Source organism: Paenibacillus sinopodophylli (assembly GCF_005930355.1).
GTDB lineage: Bacteria > Bacillota > Bacilli > Paenibacillales > Paenibacillaceae > Pristimantibacillus > Pristimantibacillus sinopodophylli.
Genome location: NZ_VDBO01000004.1, coordinates 401801 through 418435, shown reverse-complemented (window position 1 = coordinate 418435; position 16635 = coordinate 401801). Strand labels below are relative to the sequence as shown.

The following is a 16635-nucleotide window of genomic DNA, read 5'->3' as shown; positions in this document are numbered from 1 at the left end:
AGGGGAAATAAGCCATGTCACAACAACTCGTACAATTAAGAAATGAAGATCTCCAGAAGCTGGAGCAAGAAGTACAGGTTACAATGCAGAAGGTTGCAACAACCGATGTGATGCATCTGGACACGCTAATGGATGAAATAACGAAAAAAGGTCAAAAAACGCTGGAGCGCTCCGGGCAGACGTTGACCATGCTGGAGCGTCCGCTCTCAGATCTGATGTCGGGCAAGCGCTCTGAGGTTGCGAATAATATGCTTAAGCTGCGCAGCGAAGTTGAGGATCTAAGCCGGAGCAAACAGCTTACACTCGTGCAGAAGCTGATGCGCAAGGCGCCGATGAAAAACTATATTTATAAATACCAGTCCGCCAAGTCGAACGTACAGGTTATCGTCAAGTCACTGCGTGACGGACGCGACAATCTCGAAGAGAATGTCGTTCACATGCGCAACCTGAAGCGGAGCAGCTTGGATAATGTTTATGATCTACAATTGCTTGTTGAATACGGCAACCGTCTCAAGAAGATGTTCGAGGATGAAATTGCGAAGCCGGAGAATGAACATCGGAAATCGCATTTGGAGCGGGGACTTCGGAAGGTCGTGACGAAGCTTCAAACTTACACGGAAATGATCATGCTGTATCAGCAGGCCATTGCTGCAACGGATATTATCAATGATACGAATGATAAGCTGATGGATGCGCTTGACAGCTCGATTGATAAAACGCAGCATTTGATGTCGGTGTCCGTATTGATTGCAAGTGCGATCGATGATCAGATGAAGGCAATCGAAGCGGTCAATTCAACGAACGAAATGTTAGGCAACCAATTTGCTGAGAACGCTCGGCTGTTGAATGAAACAAGTGAGAAAGCAAACCAGGCGCTGACGAAGCCGGCTATGAGCATGGAACTCGTGGAACGTGCCATGACGGATCTATTCTCGGCGATGGACAAGTATGAGAACTCTAATCGCCAAATTATCCAGACCGTCTCGCAGCAAACAGAGAAAATGACCCAAATCAACCAGAAGGTCGGACAACGTCTCGGCATTCAGTCTGGCGCTGGAGCCAGCGGGCGGGAACTTCCGAGTTCGGCGACCAAAGGCTTTTTGGAATAGCTATACGAATTCATTCGAAATGGACGAGTCCCTAACAGGGCTCGTCTATTGCGTTATATAGGGAGGAGCGGCATTAACGTGAATATATCCATAATCACCCGCATAGCCTTATAGAAAAAAATGAGGTGATCCTGATATGATTAGCGGTATTGCTCTGGCAACGCTTCTTGTCGTCTTGATTGTCGTAGCAAGCTCAGAAAGAACGGAAGCCATTTTGCAGGATATGCCTTAAACGCTGGTGACGCCTATCTCTGATTTGGTATAATGGTAGTAATTATACTGACGATCGGAGGTATTCCTTGTGGAGTTTACTTATGAAATCATATCGGAAACGAATATTAATATAAGATTTATATACGGGGGAGAATGGTTCACGTTCAACCTCTTCCAACGCGACGAGCAGTGGGTGCTGCATCCGTTTGATTCATCGCTTATTCGCAATAAGGATATGAGCAGGCTTGTTATTGCAGATCTAATCCAGCACCGTCCGTTCCAGGTCATGCTGGCGAAGGAAGGCATTATGATATCTGAGCTGAACACATCCATTCCTCTTGGGCAGCAGTCAGAGCCGGAAATGGAATATGAGGAGCTCCCTCGCATTAGGAGAGGCTCGGATCGTATATTTGATGAGCAGCCGCCCTCCTCTGATAGTGGAACGGTTGATATTGAACGTTTAATTGCTGAGAATGATTTGGGAGATTTGATAGGGATGGAGCTCAAGCTGATAGAGTCGCGTCAAAATATGTACAATCAAATTTTACACCGCATGTTCATGGCTGATCTAGGCCCGACCGATCCAGAATTCCAGAAAATCCAGCAAATTGTGAAATCTTACGGCGAAGCAAAGTCAAGGCTTCTCGCGATACAATAACGTCGCCGCTTCCTGTATAATAGGAGCATTGACTGTTGGTGGAGGAGATTGGATTGGCACAGCTTTATTACAAATACGGAACGATGAACAGCGGCAAATCATTTGAAATCATTAAGGTCGCCCATAATTACGAGGAGCAAGGCAAGCAGGTGCTTATTTATTCACCGTCTGTCAGCGCGAGGGGAGACGTCGACCGTGTTGGCTCCCGCGTAGGGTTCGAACGAGAAGCCATTCCCGTGCAAGAGGAAACGAATCTCTTCGAGAGCGTGAAGGAGTATGTCGCGGCGGCGAAGCCTGCTAACATTTATTGCGTGCTTATTGATGAGGCTCAGTTTCTCAAAAAGCATCACATTCTGGAGCTGACAGCGGTCGTCGATGAGCTGAACATACCAGTTATGGCTTTTGGACTCAAAAATGATTTTCAAAACCAGCTCTTCGAGGGCAGCTACAATTTGCTTGTGCAAGCGGACAAAATAGAAGAAATTAAAACGATTTGCTGGTATTGCGACCGTAAGGCTACGATGGTCATTCGTTTCAACGACGGACAGCCAATGAATGCAGGCGAGCAGATCCAGATTGGCGGCAACGAGGATTACAAGCCGGTCTGCCGGCGCTGCTACAATGAAGCATTCCTGAAGTCTTAGCAGTCGTTGTAACGCTTTGAATGAGCTAAAGACAAAGAACCTCCTGTTCCACTTCATGTGGAGCCGGAGGTTCTTTGTCTTTTCTGCTCTATTATAGGCCGAATTCGCTAGGATTCAGACCAAGTGTCGTGCAAATATCGCGTACAGCCGCTTGCTCGCTAGCATCGAAATCGCCATCAGCAGCGCCAATTGCACTGCAAACGCCGATGATTACCCGGCCCACCTCTGGCTTGTCGCGGAATTTCGCAATCGTTTTAAGTGCTTCTTGTTTGCCGATCATGCCGTCAAACTCGATATTGCCTACGAAATGGTTGAAGCGGTTGATGACATCGGTCATATTAAATACTTTAAGTTCTTCGCTGCGGTTGATGTAGCCAACCATTTTTTGCTTTTCGTCTGAACTAATGGAGCCGTCTGCTCCTGCTACGACTGCACAGCCCGCAACGACGGCATCTAGAAAGTCTTTATTTTTAAATTTTTTGACCTGATCGACTACGCCTTGTTTCGAATTTGTTAGCCAAGATTTAAATGCACTCATGTTGTTCAGCCTCCTGATTTTTTTAAATGTACCTCTATTGTAGATTTTTTTGGGGGTAATTAGCAAATTTCAAAGAAAAAAGTCTGTTTGTGTACAATTTCCTGCGAACTCAGGATCGATAAATTGTAAAAAGGACTGCTGCGCGAAATTCGTTTAGGTTCGTTTACCTATTCTATGAAATTTTTTTCAAAATGGTCGTCAGCCGTTCACTCTATTAATCTCTCGAATAGGATGAGGATATCAAAGGATAGGGGTTGATCATGTGTCTTTTTATTTTAAGCTGTTGTCGTACCAAGGAAGAGACGTAGAGGTTGTCCTCTCTAGTGGCGAAGTGATTGCGGGAGTGCTTCTGTCAGTGGGCTTCTCCTATGTTGTCGTTCAAGCGTTAAGCGTGCCCGGATATGGTGGAACCGAAGAGGTTTTAATTCGCTCAAGAGTTATCCATTATGTCCGCGTTTTATAGGCAGGGCTGTACGGATGGCGGGCGAAGACGGGATCTTGCCCGGTTGCTGCTGAAGACACCTGCTGCCATGCCACGATTGGAGCAGGGAATGGACTTCTCTACCAGCGGTAAACGAAGTGGAACGGAGCAGCGCTTATCCGTTATTATTCCGGCTCAGAATGAAGAAAGGACAATAGGTCGTGTCATCCTAGAGGCCAGGCAGCTGTCGCCTTTCGAAATTATTGTTGTCGTTAACGGCAGCACGGACCAAACCGAAATAATCGCGAGACAACTGGGAGCAGCGACGATCGTATACGAAGAGCCGCTGGGCACTGATGTGGGCCGATCGATTGGCGCCTTTGCAGCATCAGGAGAGAGCTTGTTGTTTCTGGACAGTGACTTCTATATGCCGTGGAGAGAGCTCGTCCCATTCTGCGATGCGGTGCTGGAAACATGTGATTTGGCCGTAAATCGGCTGGATCACCATCTTGGCATGCGTATGCCTTGGAATACGGTGACGGCATTAAAAGTTGCCCTCAACGCCGTACTCGGGCGTGAGGACTTGGCGAATGCATCGCTTGTGCCTGTTCCATTCGCAATGAACAGGAAGGCGCTTGAAGTGATGCATTGGTTCACGCTTCTGTGCCCGCCAAAGGCGTATGCGCTAGGTGTGCTTGAGGGTCTTCGCGTCGAGCAGGTGCATCGTGTGGAGGTTGACCGGATAAACCGTTTTCGCCCACATAAACACAATAAGAGTGGAATGGAGAACTCGCCTGCGGCTATGCAAATTATCGGCGATCATTACGAGGCTCTGCATGCCATTTATAGGAGCAGGAACGTGAAAGGAGAGGTATGATGCAGCGAGAGCTAGGCAAAGTGAGCGTTGTGCTCACTAATTATAATCGAGCAGCGTATTTGATTGAATGTTTGAACAGCTTGAAGAGGCAGACGTATGCGGATATGGAAATTATTTTTGTCGACGATGCTTCTACGGATAGATCGGTAGATGTCGTACAGGCATGGTGTGAAGAGAATGGATTGGCTGGGACCGATGCATTCGTACTCGTTCGGCTGCCGAGAAACATGGGTTTCGCCGGGGCGGTCACTACAGGGCTTTTTCTTGCACGAGGACAATATATTGCCGTGCAGGATGCCGATGATTTCTCTCATCCTCAGCGCTTGGAGAAACAGGCTGCATATCTCGAAAGCCATCCTGATCTGGCATTAGTTGGAACAAGCTATGCTACCTTCGAAGATTCGGAAGAGGTTGGGCGCTTGTATGAGCAGGCGAAGTGGCTTCACTATGGTGAGGATATCCGCAAGGTTTATCAAAGCGGGGGTCACTGCATCTGTCACGGCACCATTATGTTTAAAGGAGCGGCCTTCGATCAGATAGGCGGGTTAAGCCGGCGAATTACAGGAGCGGAGGATTATGAATTTATCGTCAAATTTCTTCACAGCAAGTATCCAATTGCTAATATTCCAGAAATTCTCTACTACTATCGACTGCATGAGAGCCAGCGATCATTGGCTTATTATTCAAATAAGGAGTGATGTGACATGACGAGCTCGCGGTTATCCGTGTTAATGGTTCTGGACAGTATGGATGCCGGAGGCACGGAAACGCATGTACTCAGTTTGACCAAAGCTTTAATCCGCAGTGGGCAGCAGGTAACGTTGATCGCTGCGGACGGATTGCTGCACCAGCAATTCGAAGAGGCAGGCTGCCCTGTCTTTCTGTTTGACTATACACGATTAGAAGCATCGGCAGATGCGACACGGATGGTAAGGATACAGCATGTTATTCGTGTGCGGGAGGTGAATTGTGTACATGTTCATCAGACACCTTCCGGCTTGCTCGCGGCCAGCGCAGCCAGCCAGCTAGGCATAGCAGTAGTCTTCACCGCACATGGCACTTATTACCCGCAGAGCTGTATCAAAACGCTCATGCAGCACTCCAAGGCAGTCATCAGCGTGAGTGCGCCTGTTCAAGCCTATATGCAGCGTTTAGGTTTTCCTTCGACGGTTGTGCCGAACGGCATCGATTTGTCGGAGTTCTATCCGTCCAATTCTATAAAGCTTCGTTCGGAGCTTGGTATAGCGGAGGATGCCGTAGTGCTTATGTACGCAAGTCGATTAGCATGGGGAAAAGCGACTGCATGCGATACGCTGCTGCGCGCAATGAAGGATCTGCACCGATATGGCTGGGATAAGCTGGAGCTTATCGTCGTAGGGGATGGCTCCAAATATGAAGCGATTAAGGCACTCGCCGCTTTCATAGAGGAGGAGTGTGGACGCAAATTTATCCATGTCATCGGCAAGCAAGCGCAAATGAACGCCTGTTACAACGCCGCTGACATTGTAGTAGGGACAGGACGTGTTGCGCTTGAAGCGATGGCTTGCGGCAAGCCGGTTCTGGCTATCGGCAACCACGGTTATTTCGGCTGGGTCGAGCCAAGCAGTTATGAGCAGGCGTGGAAGCAATATTTTGGCGATCACGGATCGAATGCAGCTTATTCAAGGTATTTGTTTGCGAGTGAGATTGGAGAGGGCTGCCGCAGCCCCGCAAGAATGCAGTCACTAGGCGCAGAAGGAAAGCGCTGGGTTGAGCACACCTTCCATATCGATTCGATTATTCATCAAGTGATGGACGTGTATCGTTCAGCAAACGGCGAAACATCATGAAGGGCGGTATGCTATGAAAAGGATTCTATATGTAGGATGGATTGGATTTAACAATGTTGGTGATGAGCTGATGTGGCTCTTGTTCCGTGATTTGTGCAGAGCTTATCTGCCGGACAAGAAATATGATGTCATACCGTCGATTCCCGGCGTTGACATTCGGAATCCTGATCCTTATGATACGGTAGTCCTCGGAGGAGGATCACTTTTAATTCCAGGTTATATCGACGTAGCCTATCAGGCGGCATTGAAGAAAAAGAAAGTAATCATATGGGGAAGCGGTCATGATCGACAGGACTACCCCGTACTGGATAATTACGGAAAAGTGAAGGCCAATCTGGCATACACGGCAGAGAATGCCGGAACGAATGAGAAACTGGCGGAGCTGGCTCGGCTATCCGAATTTTTCGGGGTGAGAGGCCCGTTATCCTATCAGTTTCTGGAGGACTCAGGCGTCTCTGCGAAGCATGCCATTATAAGCGGGGACCCAGCATTTCTGCTTCCTGCCCCATCTCCAGTCAGCCGTTCTAAGCGAAGCCGTACGATCGGTGTGAACTGGGGAACAGCCTATAACCGAATCTTCGGGGGCAGCGAGGAGAAGGTAGAACAGCATGTGATTGAAGCGCTGCGAGAGCTGATCAAGCAAGGATACCGGGTTAATATCTTCTCGGTGTGGGGACCGGACAGAGAGGCTTGCAAGCGGCTGTACGCGAAGCTGGGAGATTCCCAGAACGTCGAGCTTGATCTCGTGCTGCACCATCACGAGGATCTGCTTGAGAAGCTCAAGAGCTATGCGTTTACGATTAATTTCAAGCTGCATGCCAGTTACATCTCTGCTGCTGCCGGCGTGCCGTTTGTAAGCCTAGGCTATCGTTTTAAATGTATTGATTTCGGATTATCGATCGGATTATCTAATTATGTGCTCTCAACCGGAGACGACCAGCTAAGCTCGGGTATTATCGATTGTGTAGGTAGAATCGAGAAGGAAGCGAATGTGATCCGCGAGCGGTTCTATGCGCATCAAAGCCAATATCGCAAGCTGCTCGAACGACCATTCGAGGAAGGAATGTTCTAAAGTTTAGGAATAGAGCTGTCTGCGGGTTTGCTGCCTGCAGGCAGCTTCTTTTTATGGGAAATATGGTAAACGAGGTTGACATTGAAAAATAGTTTATGATATATAGAAAGAGGGATTAGCACTCAGAGAGTATGAGTGCTAATATAGAGAGTGACGGTTTACGTAACGAGGCTAAGCCCTCCGCTCATGTATCCAGAAAGCTTAAATAACCAAACAATGGGAAGGGGATCTATCCATGTCCAAAAAACAGTTCAAAGCAGAATCGAAACGATTGCTGGAAATGATGATTAACTCCATTTATACACAGCGCGAAATTTTTCTGAGAGAGCTCATCTCGAATGCGAGCGACGCGATTGACAAGCTTTATTACAAAGCGCTTACAGACGATCAACTAGTATTCAACAAAGAGGACTATTACGTCAAGGTATCAGCAGACAAGGAGCGCCGGACTCTGACGATTACAGATACAGGCATCGGCATGTCGAAAGAGGAGCTTGAGAACAACCTCGGCGTTATTGCGAAAAGCGGCTCCTTCGCATTCAAGAAGGAGAATGAGCTGAAGGACGGCCATAATATTATCGGCCAGTTCGGCGTAGGTTTCTACTCTGCATTCATGGTGGCGGATGTTGTTACTGTAACGACGGCATTCAAATGGGAGTCAACCGGAGCAGACGGCTATACGATTGAGCCAGCGGAGAAAGCAACAGCAGGCACCGAAATTGTGCTTAACATCAAGGAAAATACCGAGGATGATCAGTATGATGAATACCTCGAGGAGTATCGTCTGAAATCAATCATTAAGAAATATTCCGATTTTATCCGTTATCCGATCAAGATGGACGTGAAGGGCCAGCGCCCCAAAGCAGATGTGGAGAACGAGTTCGAGGAGTATCAGGAAGAGCAAACCGTCAACAGCATGGTGCCAATCTGGCGCAAAAACAAAAACGAACTGACGCAGGAGGACTACGACCAGTTCTACTTCGAGAAGCGCTACGGCTTCGATAAACCGATCAAGCATTTACATATTAGTGCGGACGGTGCGGTTGTATATAACGCGATCCTGTATATCCCAGAGAATACCCCGTTCGATTACTATACGAAGGAATACGAGAAAGGGCTGGAGCTTTATTCGAATGGCGTGCTCATTATGGATAAATGCTCGGACCTGCTCCCGGATTATTTCAGCTTCGTCAAAGGAATGGTTGATTCCGAGGATCTATCACTCAACATCTCGCGGGAGATGCTGCAGCATGACCGCCAGCTGAAGTTGATCGCCAAAAACATTAATAGCAAAATTAAGAGCGCGTTGCTAGGTATTCTTAAGGATGAGCGTGAGCAATACGAGACCTTCTACAAAGGCTTCGGCAGACAGTTGAAGTTCGGCGTCTACAACGATTACGGTGCTAACAAGGATGTGCTGCAGGATCTGCTGCTATTCCACTCCTCCAAAGAGAAGAAGCTAGTTACGCTTGATGAGTATGTGTCGAGAATGAGCGAAGATCAAAAGTATATCTATTACGCATCTGGTGAGTCGATTGAGCGTATCGAGCGATTGCCGCAAACGGAAATGTTATCGGATAAAGGATATGAGATTCTTTATTTCACGGACGATATTGATGAGTTTGCCATTAAAGTCGTAGCCAAATATAAGGATAAAGAGTTTAAGTCCGTATCAAGCGGTGATCTGGGCATTGAAGCTGACGAGAAGGACAAGGAAACGGCCGAGGAGCAGGAGCAGAATAAAGAGCTCTTTGAGCAAATGAAAGAAATTTTGCAGGATAAAGTAAAAGCGGTCAAAGCCTCGAAACGTCTGAAATCTCATCCAGTATGCCTTTCAACGGAAGGCGAGGTTACAATTGAGATGGAAAAAATATTGAAGGCGATGCCGAACAGTCAGGATGTTAAGGCGGACAAGGTGCTGGAAATCAACGTTAACCATGAAATTTTTGCAGCGCTGAAGGATGCTCATGGTAAAGACCAAGCGAAGCTTGGCCTTTATACAAGCTTGCTTTACAATCAAGCACTGCTTATTGAGGGCTTGCCGATTCAGGATCCAGTATCATTCACTAACGACATTTGTAAAGTTATGGTTTAATTTCAAGGCAGCCCGGAGGATTTTTCTCCGGGTTTTTCTTATTTATTCCTTTAACAAGCAAAAACGACTTCGGCGTCTCTTAGACACTGAAGCAGCTTTGAGGGTGAAATATAAGCCCTTTATATAAGCTAACAAACTTATAAATTCTTATATTTCAAATTGAAACGGATATCGTAGTCCTTTGGCCGTTAAGCTACCGTTTTGCGTAGAAATATAGAGAAAGTTGGTGAAATGATATACTTTCCTATATTTTTAAAAAAGCGCTTGCACAATATGGGCTTCCTATGATATAACCAGATTATAGAAATCTAAACGTTTAAATAAAAGGGGTGCTCGCTTGTCCAACATAAGCATTAAAGACATCGCCGCCAAGGCTCAGGTATCAACAGCGACAGTATCCTATGTATTAAACGGGACTCGTAATGTGAAGCAAAACACGCGTGAGCGTGTGCTGCAAGTCATTGAAGAGATGAATTACAAGCCAAATAATGCTGCTCAAAGCTTGAAACGCAGGCGAACAAACACGATAGGCGTTATCGCAGAAGATGTTACCGTCTTCAATGTGCCCGAAATCATAGACGGCATTAACGATTGTGCTGATCGGCTCGATATGCATATTTTGCTGACGAACCTTAGGTTGGACAAACGAATTGGACGAAGCTTCGACGACATGAACACCTATCGGCAGTATGCAGAGAATGCGGTATCTGAGTTGTTAAGCAAGCAAGTAGAAGGTATTATCTACATTGGCGTTCATCCTCGTGATCTATCAGGATTGTGCGATACAGACGGTAAGCCGATTGTGTACACTTACTGCTACACGCAGAATGATCCGTCCATTCAATATGATGATGAGCAAGCATCTTACGAGGCTATGAGCTATTTGGTAGAACAAGGGCATTCCCGTATTGCAATCATAAGCGGAGTCATGGATTCGATCCCTTCGCGGTTGCGGTTTAACGGATTTTATAAAGCAGTCACTGAGTTTCAACTGCCATTTGATCCATTGTTAATCAAAATGGGCGATTGGGAGGCAGAATCAGGTTATCGCTTAACGAAGGAATTATTGTCGTTGCCTGAGCCGCCGACGGCGATCGTATCCATGAATGACGTAATGGCAGTAGGCGTTTTGCGGGCGGCGTTGGAAATGAATGTAGCGATTCCAGAGCAGTTGTCCTTGATTGGCTTTGACAACCGTGAATTTAGTGAATATTTAATGCCGAGAATTACGACGATGGATTTGCCGCTTCATGAGATTGGTTACCAAGCGATGGATGCATTATCACGCATGCTGCAAGGAGAAGAAGCTACAGTTAGCCCTAAGCCGATGTGCAGGTTAATTGAAAGGGATTCAGTAGCTCCGCCAAAAAGGTGAAAACCTTTTTTTTTAGGAATTAATCTAAACGTTTAGATTAACAATGGGAACGCTTACCTTACTGCTGGCTATAATCCGATAGGATTGAGCATATAAAATCAACTCGGGGGATGATGGAATGCGCAAGACAGGAATCGCTTTAACGGCACTGACTTTATTTCTAACAGCTGCATTGACAGCATGCGGGGGCAACAACAATAACGGTTCGAATGCAAAACCGACAGCAGCCGAGACGGGGGCAGCTAATACAGAAGCTCCGCAGGCAGCTGAGCCAACGAAGCTGACTTTATGGACCTTCGTTCAGCAGCATGCTGACTTCTACAACTTTATGGCGGCTGAATGGAACAAGAACAATCCAGACAAGCCGATCGAGCTTGATGCGCAAAATATTCCATACGACGATATGCATACTCGCTTGCTGCTTGCCCTTCAATCGGGGGAAGGCGCTCCGGATTTGGTCGATATTGAGCAAAGTAAATTTCCGAACTACATGAAAGGCAATGTTCAACTGGTTGAGCTAAACGACATTGTAGAGCCGGAAATTCCGAACATCGTGAAATCGCGCGTCGATATTTATAGCAAAGACGGCAAATATTATGGCGTTGACCTTCACGTAGGGGCAACGGTTATGTATTACAACAAAGAGCTGATGGACAAAGCAGGCGTTAATCCAGATGATATCAAGCTGTGGAGTGATGTCGAAACGCTCGGAAAAACAGTGGCAGAGAAAACAGGCGTACCGTTCATTACATTCGAAGGCGCGGGCAACTGGTCATGGTGGCCAGCCATCAACCAAATGAAATCTGATCAAGTAGGCCCGAATGGTGAAATCACAGTAGATGATCCGCGCAATATTCAAGCGATGACATTCTTTAAGAAACTGGTTGATGAGAAGATAGCAGGGATATCGCCAGGAACAGGCCATGATACGCCGGAGTACAAAGCGTTCATGAATGGCGGAGGAGCAGCAGCAGTATTTATGCCATTCTGGTTTATGAACCGCTTCACGGATGAAATGCCTGATCTGAAAGGCAAAATGATTATTCGTCCGATGCCGGCATGGGAAGTAGGCGGCAATCGCTCGGCAGGTATGGGTGGTACGGGACTTTCGATTACGAATCAGACCAAAGCTTTGGATCTGTCGAAACAATTCCTAGCGTACGCAAAGCTTTCCAAAGAAGGTAACCTTCAAGTTTGGAAACAGCTGGGTATGGACCCGATCCGTACAGAGGTATGGAGCGATCCAGCAATGTCTGAGCCTAATAAATTCACAGAATACTTCGGAACGGATATTTTTGCAACGCTGACTGAAATTAAGGATGAGATTTATCCAGTTAATATTCGCGAAACGTCGCCGAAAGTATTCGACGCGGTTCGTAACGAAATTATACCTAAAATCTTTCAATTCGGCGAAGATCCAGAGACGGTTATTAAGAAAGCAGCCGAGACGCTCCGCAAGGATGTAGGCCAATAATTCGTTCTAGTCAAGCAAAAACGCCTTCGGCGTCCATTAGACGCTGAAGGAGCTTTGACTGTGAAATATAGAGAAAGAATGGCGAAATAATATACTTTCCTATATTTTAAATAAATCGTGCAGCGACGGTCGGCATGACCAGCAGGCAAGATGATAGTGCGTGCCGACCGACCGTTTGCAACTGATTTCGTAGGAGTGAGACAAATATGAATGCCGGCAAGCAAGCCACACAAGGGCAGAGAAGCAGCCGCCCCATTAAGCATAGAATGCCCAATGGGCAGAAGCTGGCGCCATATCTCTTTATTCTGCCTTTTATTTTATCGTTTCTCATATTCTTTTCTTATCCGTTAATTAACGCAATTATCATGAGCTTCCAACGGGTTCTTCCCGGAGATGTCGCTTTTATTGGGCTAGATAATTATAAGAGACTGCTGAATCCTGATTTCTTCAAAGCTTTGCTTAACAGCACAAAGTATACGTTCTGGACGCTGCTTGTCCTCATACCGCTGCCGCTGGTGCTCGCTGTGTTTCTGAATGCTAAGATGATGCGCGCTAGAAATCTATTTCGTGCGAGTCTATTTATTCCGGCACTGACCTCCATCGTTGTGGCAGGTATCATATTCCGCTTAATCTTCAGTGAGCTGGATGGCGCCATTATGAACTCTTTCATTAAGCTATTTGGATTCGATAGCCAGAAATGGCTATTAAGCTCCTCGCTAAGTATGTTTGCATTAGTTGTGCTTGCTACATGGCGCTGGGCAGGCATCAATATTTTGTATTTCCTCTCCGCACTACAGAGCATTCCGCGCGAGCTTTACGAATCAGCAGACATGGACGGCGCAGGAACGATGAGCAAGTTTCGGAAAATTACGATCCCGCTATTGCGTCCAATCACGATCTACGTGTTTACCATTACGATTTATGGCGGCTATGCGATGTTTACAGAAAGCTTTATGCTGTGGGGGAGCAGAGGGTCACCGCAAAATATTGGCCTCACGATGGTTGGTTACATCTATCAGCAAGGATTCCAATATTTCGATTTGGGCTTCGGCTCGACTATTGGCATTACGCTGCTCGCGATTACACTGCTTGTCAGTATGCTGCAATTAAATGTGCTCGGATTTTTTAAGAAGGAGGACTAGCAAGATGGTAGAGAAACGGTCCGGGAAATTACCCTCCTTGTTGTTGATTTTATTATTCATAGTGTTTGCAGTAATGGCATTATTCCCGCTATTTGCACTATTTCTTGCCTCCATCAAGCCCGCCTCAGAGCTGTTCAAGTATGGATTGAATGTACGTCTCGATTTCGACGTTATGACGTGGGCGAATTATAAAGCGATCTTCTCCGGTAAGGGAGGCTCGCAAAACTTTTTTGACTGGTACCGTAATAGTCTAGTTATTACTTCTGTATTCACAGTAATGTGTTTATTTCTATCTTCGATGGTTGGCTACGGACTTGCTATGTATAAGTTCAAAGGAAGAACGCTCGTCTTTACGCTGGTACTTGCCGTTATGATGATTCCAGTCGAAATTATAATTTTGCCACTATATAGGTTGTCAATCGATTTGTTCATTATCAATTCCATTTGGGGCGTTATTCTGCCCTTTGTCGTAGCGCCGCTGCCAATCTTTTTCTTCCGTCAATTTGCCATGGGCTTACCTAAGGATTTCATGGATGCGGGTAGAATCGACGGCTGTACCGAAATGGGCATTTTCTTGCGAATCATGGTACCGCTAATGCTTCCGGCTTACGGAGCGATGACGATTCTGCAGGCTTTATTCAGTTGGAATAATTTCCTATGGCCTGTTATCGTATTGCGGTCGACTGAGAAATTCACACTGCCGATCGGACTTGCAGGTTTATTATCACCAACGAGCAACAATTACGAGGTGCTGCTAGCTGGTTCCATATTGACCATTTTACCCATTCTGCTGCTGTTTCTGTTCTTCCAGCGTTTCTTTATAGAAGGGCTGACGGTAGGCGGCGTGAAGGGTTAACGATAGAAGAAGAGGGAGAGAGAGGCATGATTAATCAAAAGCATTCACCAATAACGCCATCGGCTGTTGGGAAAGTAAGCATACGGGACGATTTCTGGTCCGAATATATACGGTTAGTTCGTGAGGTTGTCGTTCCTTATCAATGGGAAGTATTGAATGATCGGGTTGAAGAGGCTGAACCGAGCCACGCCATCCAGAATTTCAAGATTGCGGCAGGTGTGGAGCAAGGTTCATTCTACGGCATGGTATTCCAAGACAGCGACGTCGCGAAATGGCTGGAAGCAGTAGGCTATTTGCTCGAGGCCGAGCCTGATCCAGAGCTTGAGAATGTGGCGGACGAAGTGGTTGCCCTTATCGCGAAAGCGCAGCAGCCAGACGGCTATGTGAATACGTATTTTACGATCAAAGAAAAGAACCAGCGCTGGACAAATTTGGCTGAATGCCATGAGTTGTATTGCGCAGGTCATTTGATAGAGGCGGCAGTTGCCTATTCCAAAGCAACAGGAAAAAACGCCATACTCGATGTTGCCTGTCGGTTCGCAGACTATATTGATCGTGTCTTCGGTACAGAGCCAGGCAAGCTTCAGGGCTACGACGGCCATCAAGAAATCGAGCTTGCGCTGGTAAAGCTTTACCAGGCAACAGGTGAGAGAAAGTATTTAGAGCTCAGCCGTTATTTCCTCGATCAACGGGGAGCAGAGCCTAACTTTTATGAGCAAGAGTTTGAGAAGCGGGGAGGAACCATTCATTTCCCACAGCTGTCCGTCGCTACAGATCTCGAATACAGCCAAGCGCATCTCCCTGTGCGTGAGCAAGATCAGGCAGTCGGGCACGCCGTTCGCGTCGTTTATATGTGCACCGCGATGGCGGACATCGCAGCTGAGACTGGCGATGAGGCATTACTCGCTGCTTGCAGAAGGCTGTGGAACAGCATTGTCTCTAAGCGCATGTATCTCACGGGCGGAATCGGATCGATGGCACAAGGGGAATCGTTCACACAGGATTACGATTTGCCGAATGATACGGTGTACGCCGAAACCTGTGCCTCGATTGGCCTAATCTTTTTTGCACAGCGGATGCTGCAAATCGAGCCAGACAGTGAGTATGCGAATGTACTGGAACGAGCGCTGTACAATACAGTGGTTAGCGGCATGTCTCGTGACGGCAAGCAGTTCTTTTATGTGAATCCGCTTGAGGTATATCCGCCGGTGCTCGGCAAAAATAAAAACTATGATCATGTGCAGCCGCGGAGACAAGGCTGGTTCGGCTGTGCGTGCTGCCCGCCTAATATTGCCCGTCTGCTTGCTTCTCTTGGACAATATGTTTATACGGCTAAACAAAATGAGATCTATACCCATTTATATATTGGCGGCACCGCAACGTTTAATCTGGATGGGACGGAGGTAGCACTCGAGCAGCATTCGAAATATGCATGGGAAGGTAAAGTGAATATTCAGGTCACGGTTTCACAGCCAAAGGAGTTCACACTTGCGCTGAGACTGCCGGATTGGAGCGGCGGGGCCGTAATTCGACTAAATGGGGCCGAATACGTATACAAGGAAAGCGATGTTGAGAAGGGCTATATTCGAATAAAGAGAGTATGGCAGCTTGGAGATACGATCGATATTGCTTTCCATATGCCTGTGCTTCGCATGCAAGGGCATCCGCTTGTCCGGGATACTGCGGGCAAGGTCGCGCTGCAGCGTGGTCCGTTCGTATACTGCTTGGAGGAAGCTGATAACGGAAGTCAGCTCTTTCATTTGAATCTTCCAGCAGCAAGTGAGCTGCATACGTCATTTGATTCGGAGTTGCTTGGCGGTATGCAGGTGATCTCAGCTATAGGTCAACGCGGTGTATTTGCTAATTGGAGTGAAGAGTTGTATCGAAGCAATACACACTGGACGACAGAACAAACAGAATTACGGTTTATTCCCTATTTTGCATGGGCTAATCGTGAGCCGGGCGAAATGGCCGTGTGGATTAACAGCACGAACTAGTCTTACATGACTCCATGAACAGCACCCCTATTTTCAGCAGCAGCTTCTTTGGCAAGCATGGCTCTGCAAGATAGGGGTTTTTGGGGTTCCGTTAGCTTTATATGAGAGGAGGTGAGGTTGCTAGCCATTTTCTCGAAATATAGGAAAGGATATCATTTCATCAACTTTCTCTACATTTCTACGTGAAACGTTCGCTGAAGCGCCATAAGGCGGCTCCAGCCGTTTACGCTCGTGAAGGAGAGTGATAAGTGCGGCAATGCGTGGATCATCGCCGATTAGAAACAAAGGCTGATCATCATGTTGTAGACAAAAAGGCTGCATATAATTCATTTTAG

General features: G+C 46.9%; 16 protein-coding genes. 14 read left to right on the top strand and 2 right to left on the bottom strand.

The window, feature by feature from the left end:
- Window positions 1–14 precede the first annotated feature (14 nt).
- The 3 genes from FGT79_RS18945 (at window position 15) to FGT79_RS18935 (ending at window position 2624) form a co-directional block, all read left to right on the top strand.
- On the top strand, window positions 15–1109 hold the full coding sequence (locus tag FGT79_RS18945) for a toxic anion resistance protein (protein ID WP_138754383.1): 1095 nt from the start codon (window positions 15–17) through the stop codon (window positions 1107–1109).
- A gap of 301 nt (window positions 1110–1410) precedes the next feature.
- The gene (locus FGT79_RS18940; RefSeq protein ID WP_138754382.1) at window positions 1411–1980 is read left to right on the top strand and encodes a hypothetical protein; all 570 of its coding nucleotides are present in this window, start codon (window positions 1411–1413) and stop codon (window positions 1978–1980) included.
- A 53-nt stretch (window positions 1981–2033) separates the two neighbouring features.
- Window positions 2034–2624, top strand: coding sequence for a thymidine kinase (locus tag FGT79_RS18935; protein ID WP_138754442.1), 591 nt, complete (start codon window positions 2034–2036; stop codon window positions 2622–2624).
- Window positions 2625–2715: 91 nt separating this feature from the next.
- Here FGT79_RS18935 and FGT79_RS18930 read toward each other — a convergent pair whose 3' ends face one another.
- Entirely contained in the window at window positions 2716–3162 is a 447-nt protein-coding gene (locus FGT79_RS18930; protein WP_138754381.1) for a tellurite resistance TerB family protein, read from the bottom strand.
- A gap of 262 nt (window positions 3163–3424) precedes the next feature.
- On the opposite strand from FGT79_RS18930, the gene FGT79_RS18925 reads away from it, so the two are divergent.
- The 11 genes from FGT79_RS18925 to FGT79_RS18875 all read left to right on the top strand — a co-directional run bounded on the left by FGT79_RS18925 (window position 3425) and on the right by FGT79_RS18875 (window position 16300).
- Window positions 3425–3625: a hypothetical protein gene (locus tag FGT79_RS18925; protein ID WP_138754380.1), complete on the top strand. Its 201-nt coding sequence runs from the start codon at window positions 3425–3427 to the stop codon at window positions 3623–3625.
- A complete protein-coding gene (locus tag FGT79_RS18920; RefSeq protein ID WP_138754379.1) occupies window positions 3609–4460 on the top strand; it encodes a glycosyltransferase family 2 protein in 852 nt (283 codons plus the stop codon). The genes FGT79_RS18925 and FGT79_RS18920 overlap by 17 nt, the downstream gene beginning before the upstream one ends.
- Window positions 4457–5158 (top strand): glycosyltransferase family 2 protein, encoded by a 702-nt coding sequence (locus tag FGT79_RS18915; RefSeq protein ID WP_138754378.1) that lies wholly within the window; start codon window positions 4457–4459, stop codon window positions 5156–5158. Before FGT79_RS18920 ends, FGT79_RS18915 begins: the two co-directional genes overlap by 4 nt.
- Before the next feature lie 6 nt (window positions 5159–5164).
- Window positions 5165–6289, top strand: a complete 1125-nt coding sequence (locus FGT79_RS18910) for a glycosyltransferase family 4 protein (protein WP_138754377.1) — start codon at window positions 5165–5167, stop codon at window positions 6287–6289.
- Window positions 6290–6302: 13 nt separating this feature from the next.
- Complete coding sequence (locus FGT79_RS18905) at window positions 6303–7361, top strand: polysaccharide pyruvyl transferase family protein (protein ID WP_138754376.1); 1059 nt, start codon at window positions 6303–6305, stop codon at window positions 7359–7361.
- A 235-nt stretch (window positions 7362–7596) separates the two neighbouring features.
- Window positions 7597–9456, top strand: coding sequence for a molecular chaperone HtpG (htpG, locus tag FGT79_RS18900; protein WP_138754375.1), 1860 nt, complete (start codon window positions 7597–7599; stop codon window positions 9454–9456).
- Between the two features lie 337 nt (window positions 9457–9793).
- A complete protein-coding gene (locus tag FGT79_RS18895; protein WP_138754374.1) occupies window positions 9794–10831 on the top strand; it encodes a LacI family DNA-binding transcriptional regulator in 1038 nt (345 codons plus the stop codon).
- A gap of 118 nt (window positions 10832–10949) precedes the next feature.
- Complete coding sequence (locus FGT79_RS18890; RefSeq protein WP_138754373.1) at window positions 10950–12305, top strand: ABC transporter substrate-binding protein; 1356 nt, start codon at window positions 10950–10952, stop codon at window positions 12303–12305.
- Between the two features lie 206 nt (window positions 12306–12511).
- Window positions 12512–13447, top strand: a complete 936-nt coding sequence (locus tag FGT79_RS18885; protein WP_212758600.1) for a carbohydrate ABC transporter permease — start codon at window positions 12512–12514, stop codon at window positions 13445–13447.
- A gap of 4 nt (window positions 13448–13451) precedes the next feature.
- The gene (locus tag FGT79_RS18880) at window positions 13452–14303 is read left to right on the top strand and encodes a carbohydrate ABC transporter permease (protein ID WP_138754372.1); all 852 of its coding nucleotides are present in this window, start codon (window positions 13452–13454) and stop codon (window positions 14301–14303) included.
- Between the two features lie 26 nt (window positions 14304–14329).
- Window positions 14330–16300: a glycoside hydrolase family 127 protein gene (locus FGT79_RS18875; protein ID WP_138754371.1), complete on the top strand. Its 1971-nt coding sequence runs from the start codon at window positions 14330–14332 to the stop codon at window positions 16298–16300.
- A gap of 120 nt (window positions 16301–16420) precedes the next feature.
- Here FGT79_RS18875 and FGT79_RS18870 read toward each other — a convergent pair whose 3' ends face one another.
- A complete protein-coding gene (locus tag FGT79_RS18870; RefSeq protein WP_138754370.1) occupies window positions 16421–16630 on the bottom strand; it encodes a hypothetical protein in 210 nt (69 codons plus the stop codon).
- Window positions 16631–16635: the final 5 nt, after the last annotated feature.

What these genes read in the sequence shown, in the direction of transcription:
- FGT79_RS18945 (WP_138754383.1), top strand. Translation starts at nt 15, where the DNA reads ATGTCACAACAACTCGTACAATTAAGAAATGAAGATCTCCAGAAGCTG.
- FGT79_RS18930 (WP_138754381.1), bottom strand. Translation starts at nt 3,162, where the DNA reads ATGAGTGCATTTAAATCTTGGCTAACAAATTCGAAACAAGGCGTAGTC.
- FGT79_RS18920 (WP_138754379.1), top strand. Translation starts at nt 3,609, where the DNA reads ATGTCCGCGTTTTATAGGCAGGGCTGTACGGATGGCGGGCGAAGACGG.
- FGT79_RS18915 (WP_138754378.1), top strand. Translation starts at nt 4,457, where the DNA reads ATGATGCAGCGAGAGCTAGGCAAAGTGAGCGTTGTGCTCACTAATTAT.
- FGT79_RS18910 (WP_138754377.1), top strand. Translation starts at nt 5,165, where the DNA reads ATGACGAGCTCGCGGTTATCCGTGTTAATGGTTCTGGACAGTATGGAT.
- FGT79_RS18905 (WP_138754376.1), top strand. Translation starts at nt 6,303, where the DNA reads ATGAAAAGGATTCTATATGTAGGATGGATTGGATTTAACAATGTTGGT.
- htpG (WP_138754375.1), top strand. Translation starts at nt 7,597, where the DNA reads ATGTCCAAAAAACAGTTCAAAGCAGAATCGAAACGATTGCTGGAAATG.
- FGT79_RS18890 (WP_138754373.1), top strand. Translation starts at nt 10,950, where the DNA reads ATGCGCAAGACAGGAATCGCTTTAACGGCACTGACTTTATTTCTAACA.
- FGT79_RS18885 (WP_212758600.1), top strand. Translation starts at nt 12,512, where the DNA reads ATGAATGCCGGCAAGCAAGCCACACAAGGGCAGAGAAGCAGCCGCCCC.
- FGT79_RS18880 (WP_138754372.1), top strand. Translation starts at nt 13,452, where the DNA reads ATGGTAGAGAAACGGTCCGGGAAATTACCCTCCTTGTTGTTGATTTTA.
- FGT79_RS18875 (WP_138754371.1), top strand. Translation starts at nt 14,330, where the DNA reads ATGATTAATCAAAAGCATTCACCAATAACGCCATCGGCTGTTGGGAAA.
- FGT79_RS18870 (WP_138754370.1), bottom strand. Translation starts at nt 16,630, where the DNA reads ATGAATTATATGCAGCCTTTTTGTCTACAACATGATGATCAGCCTTTG.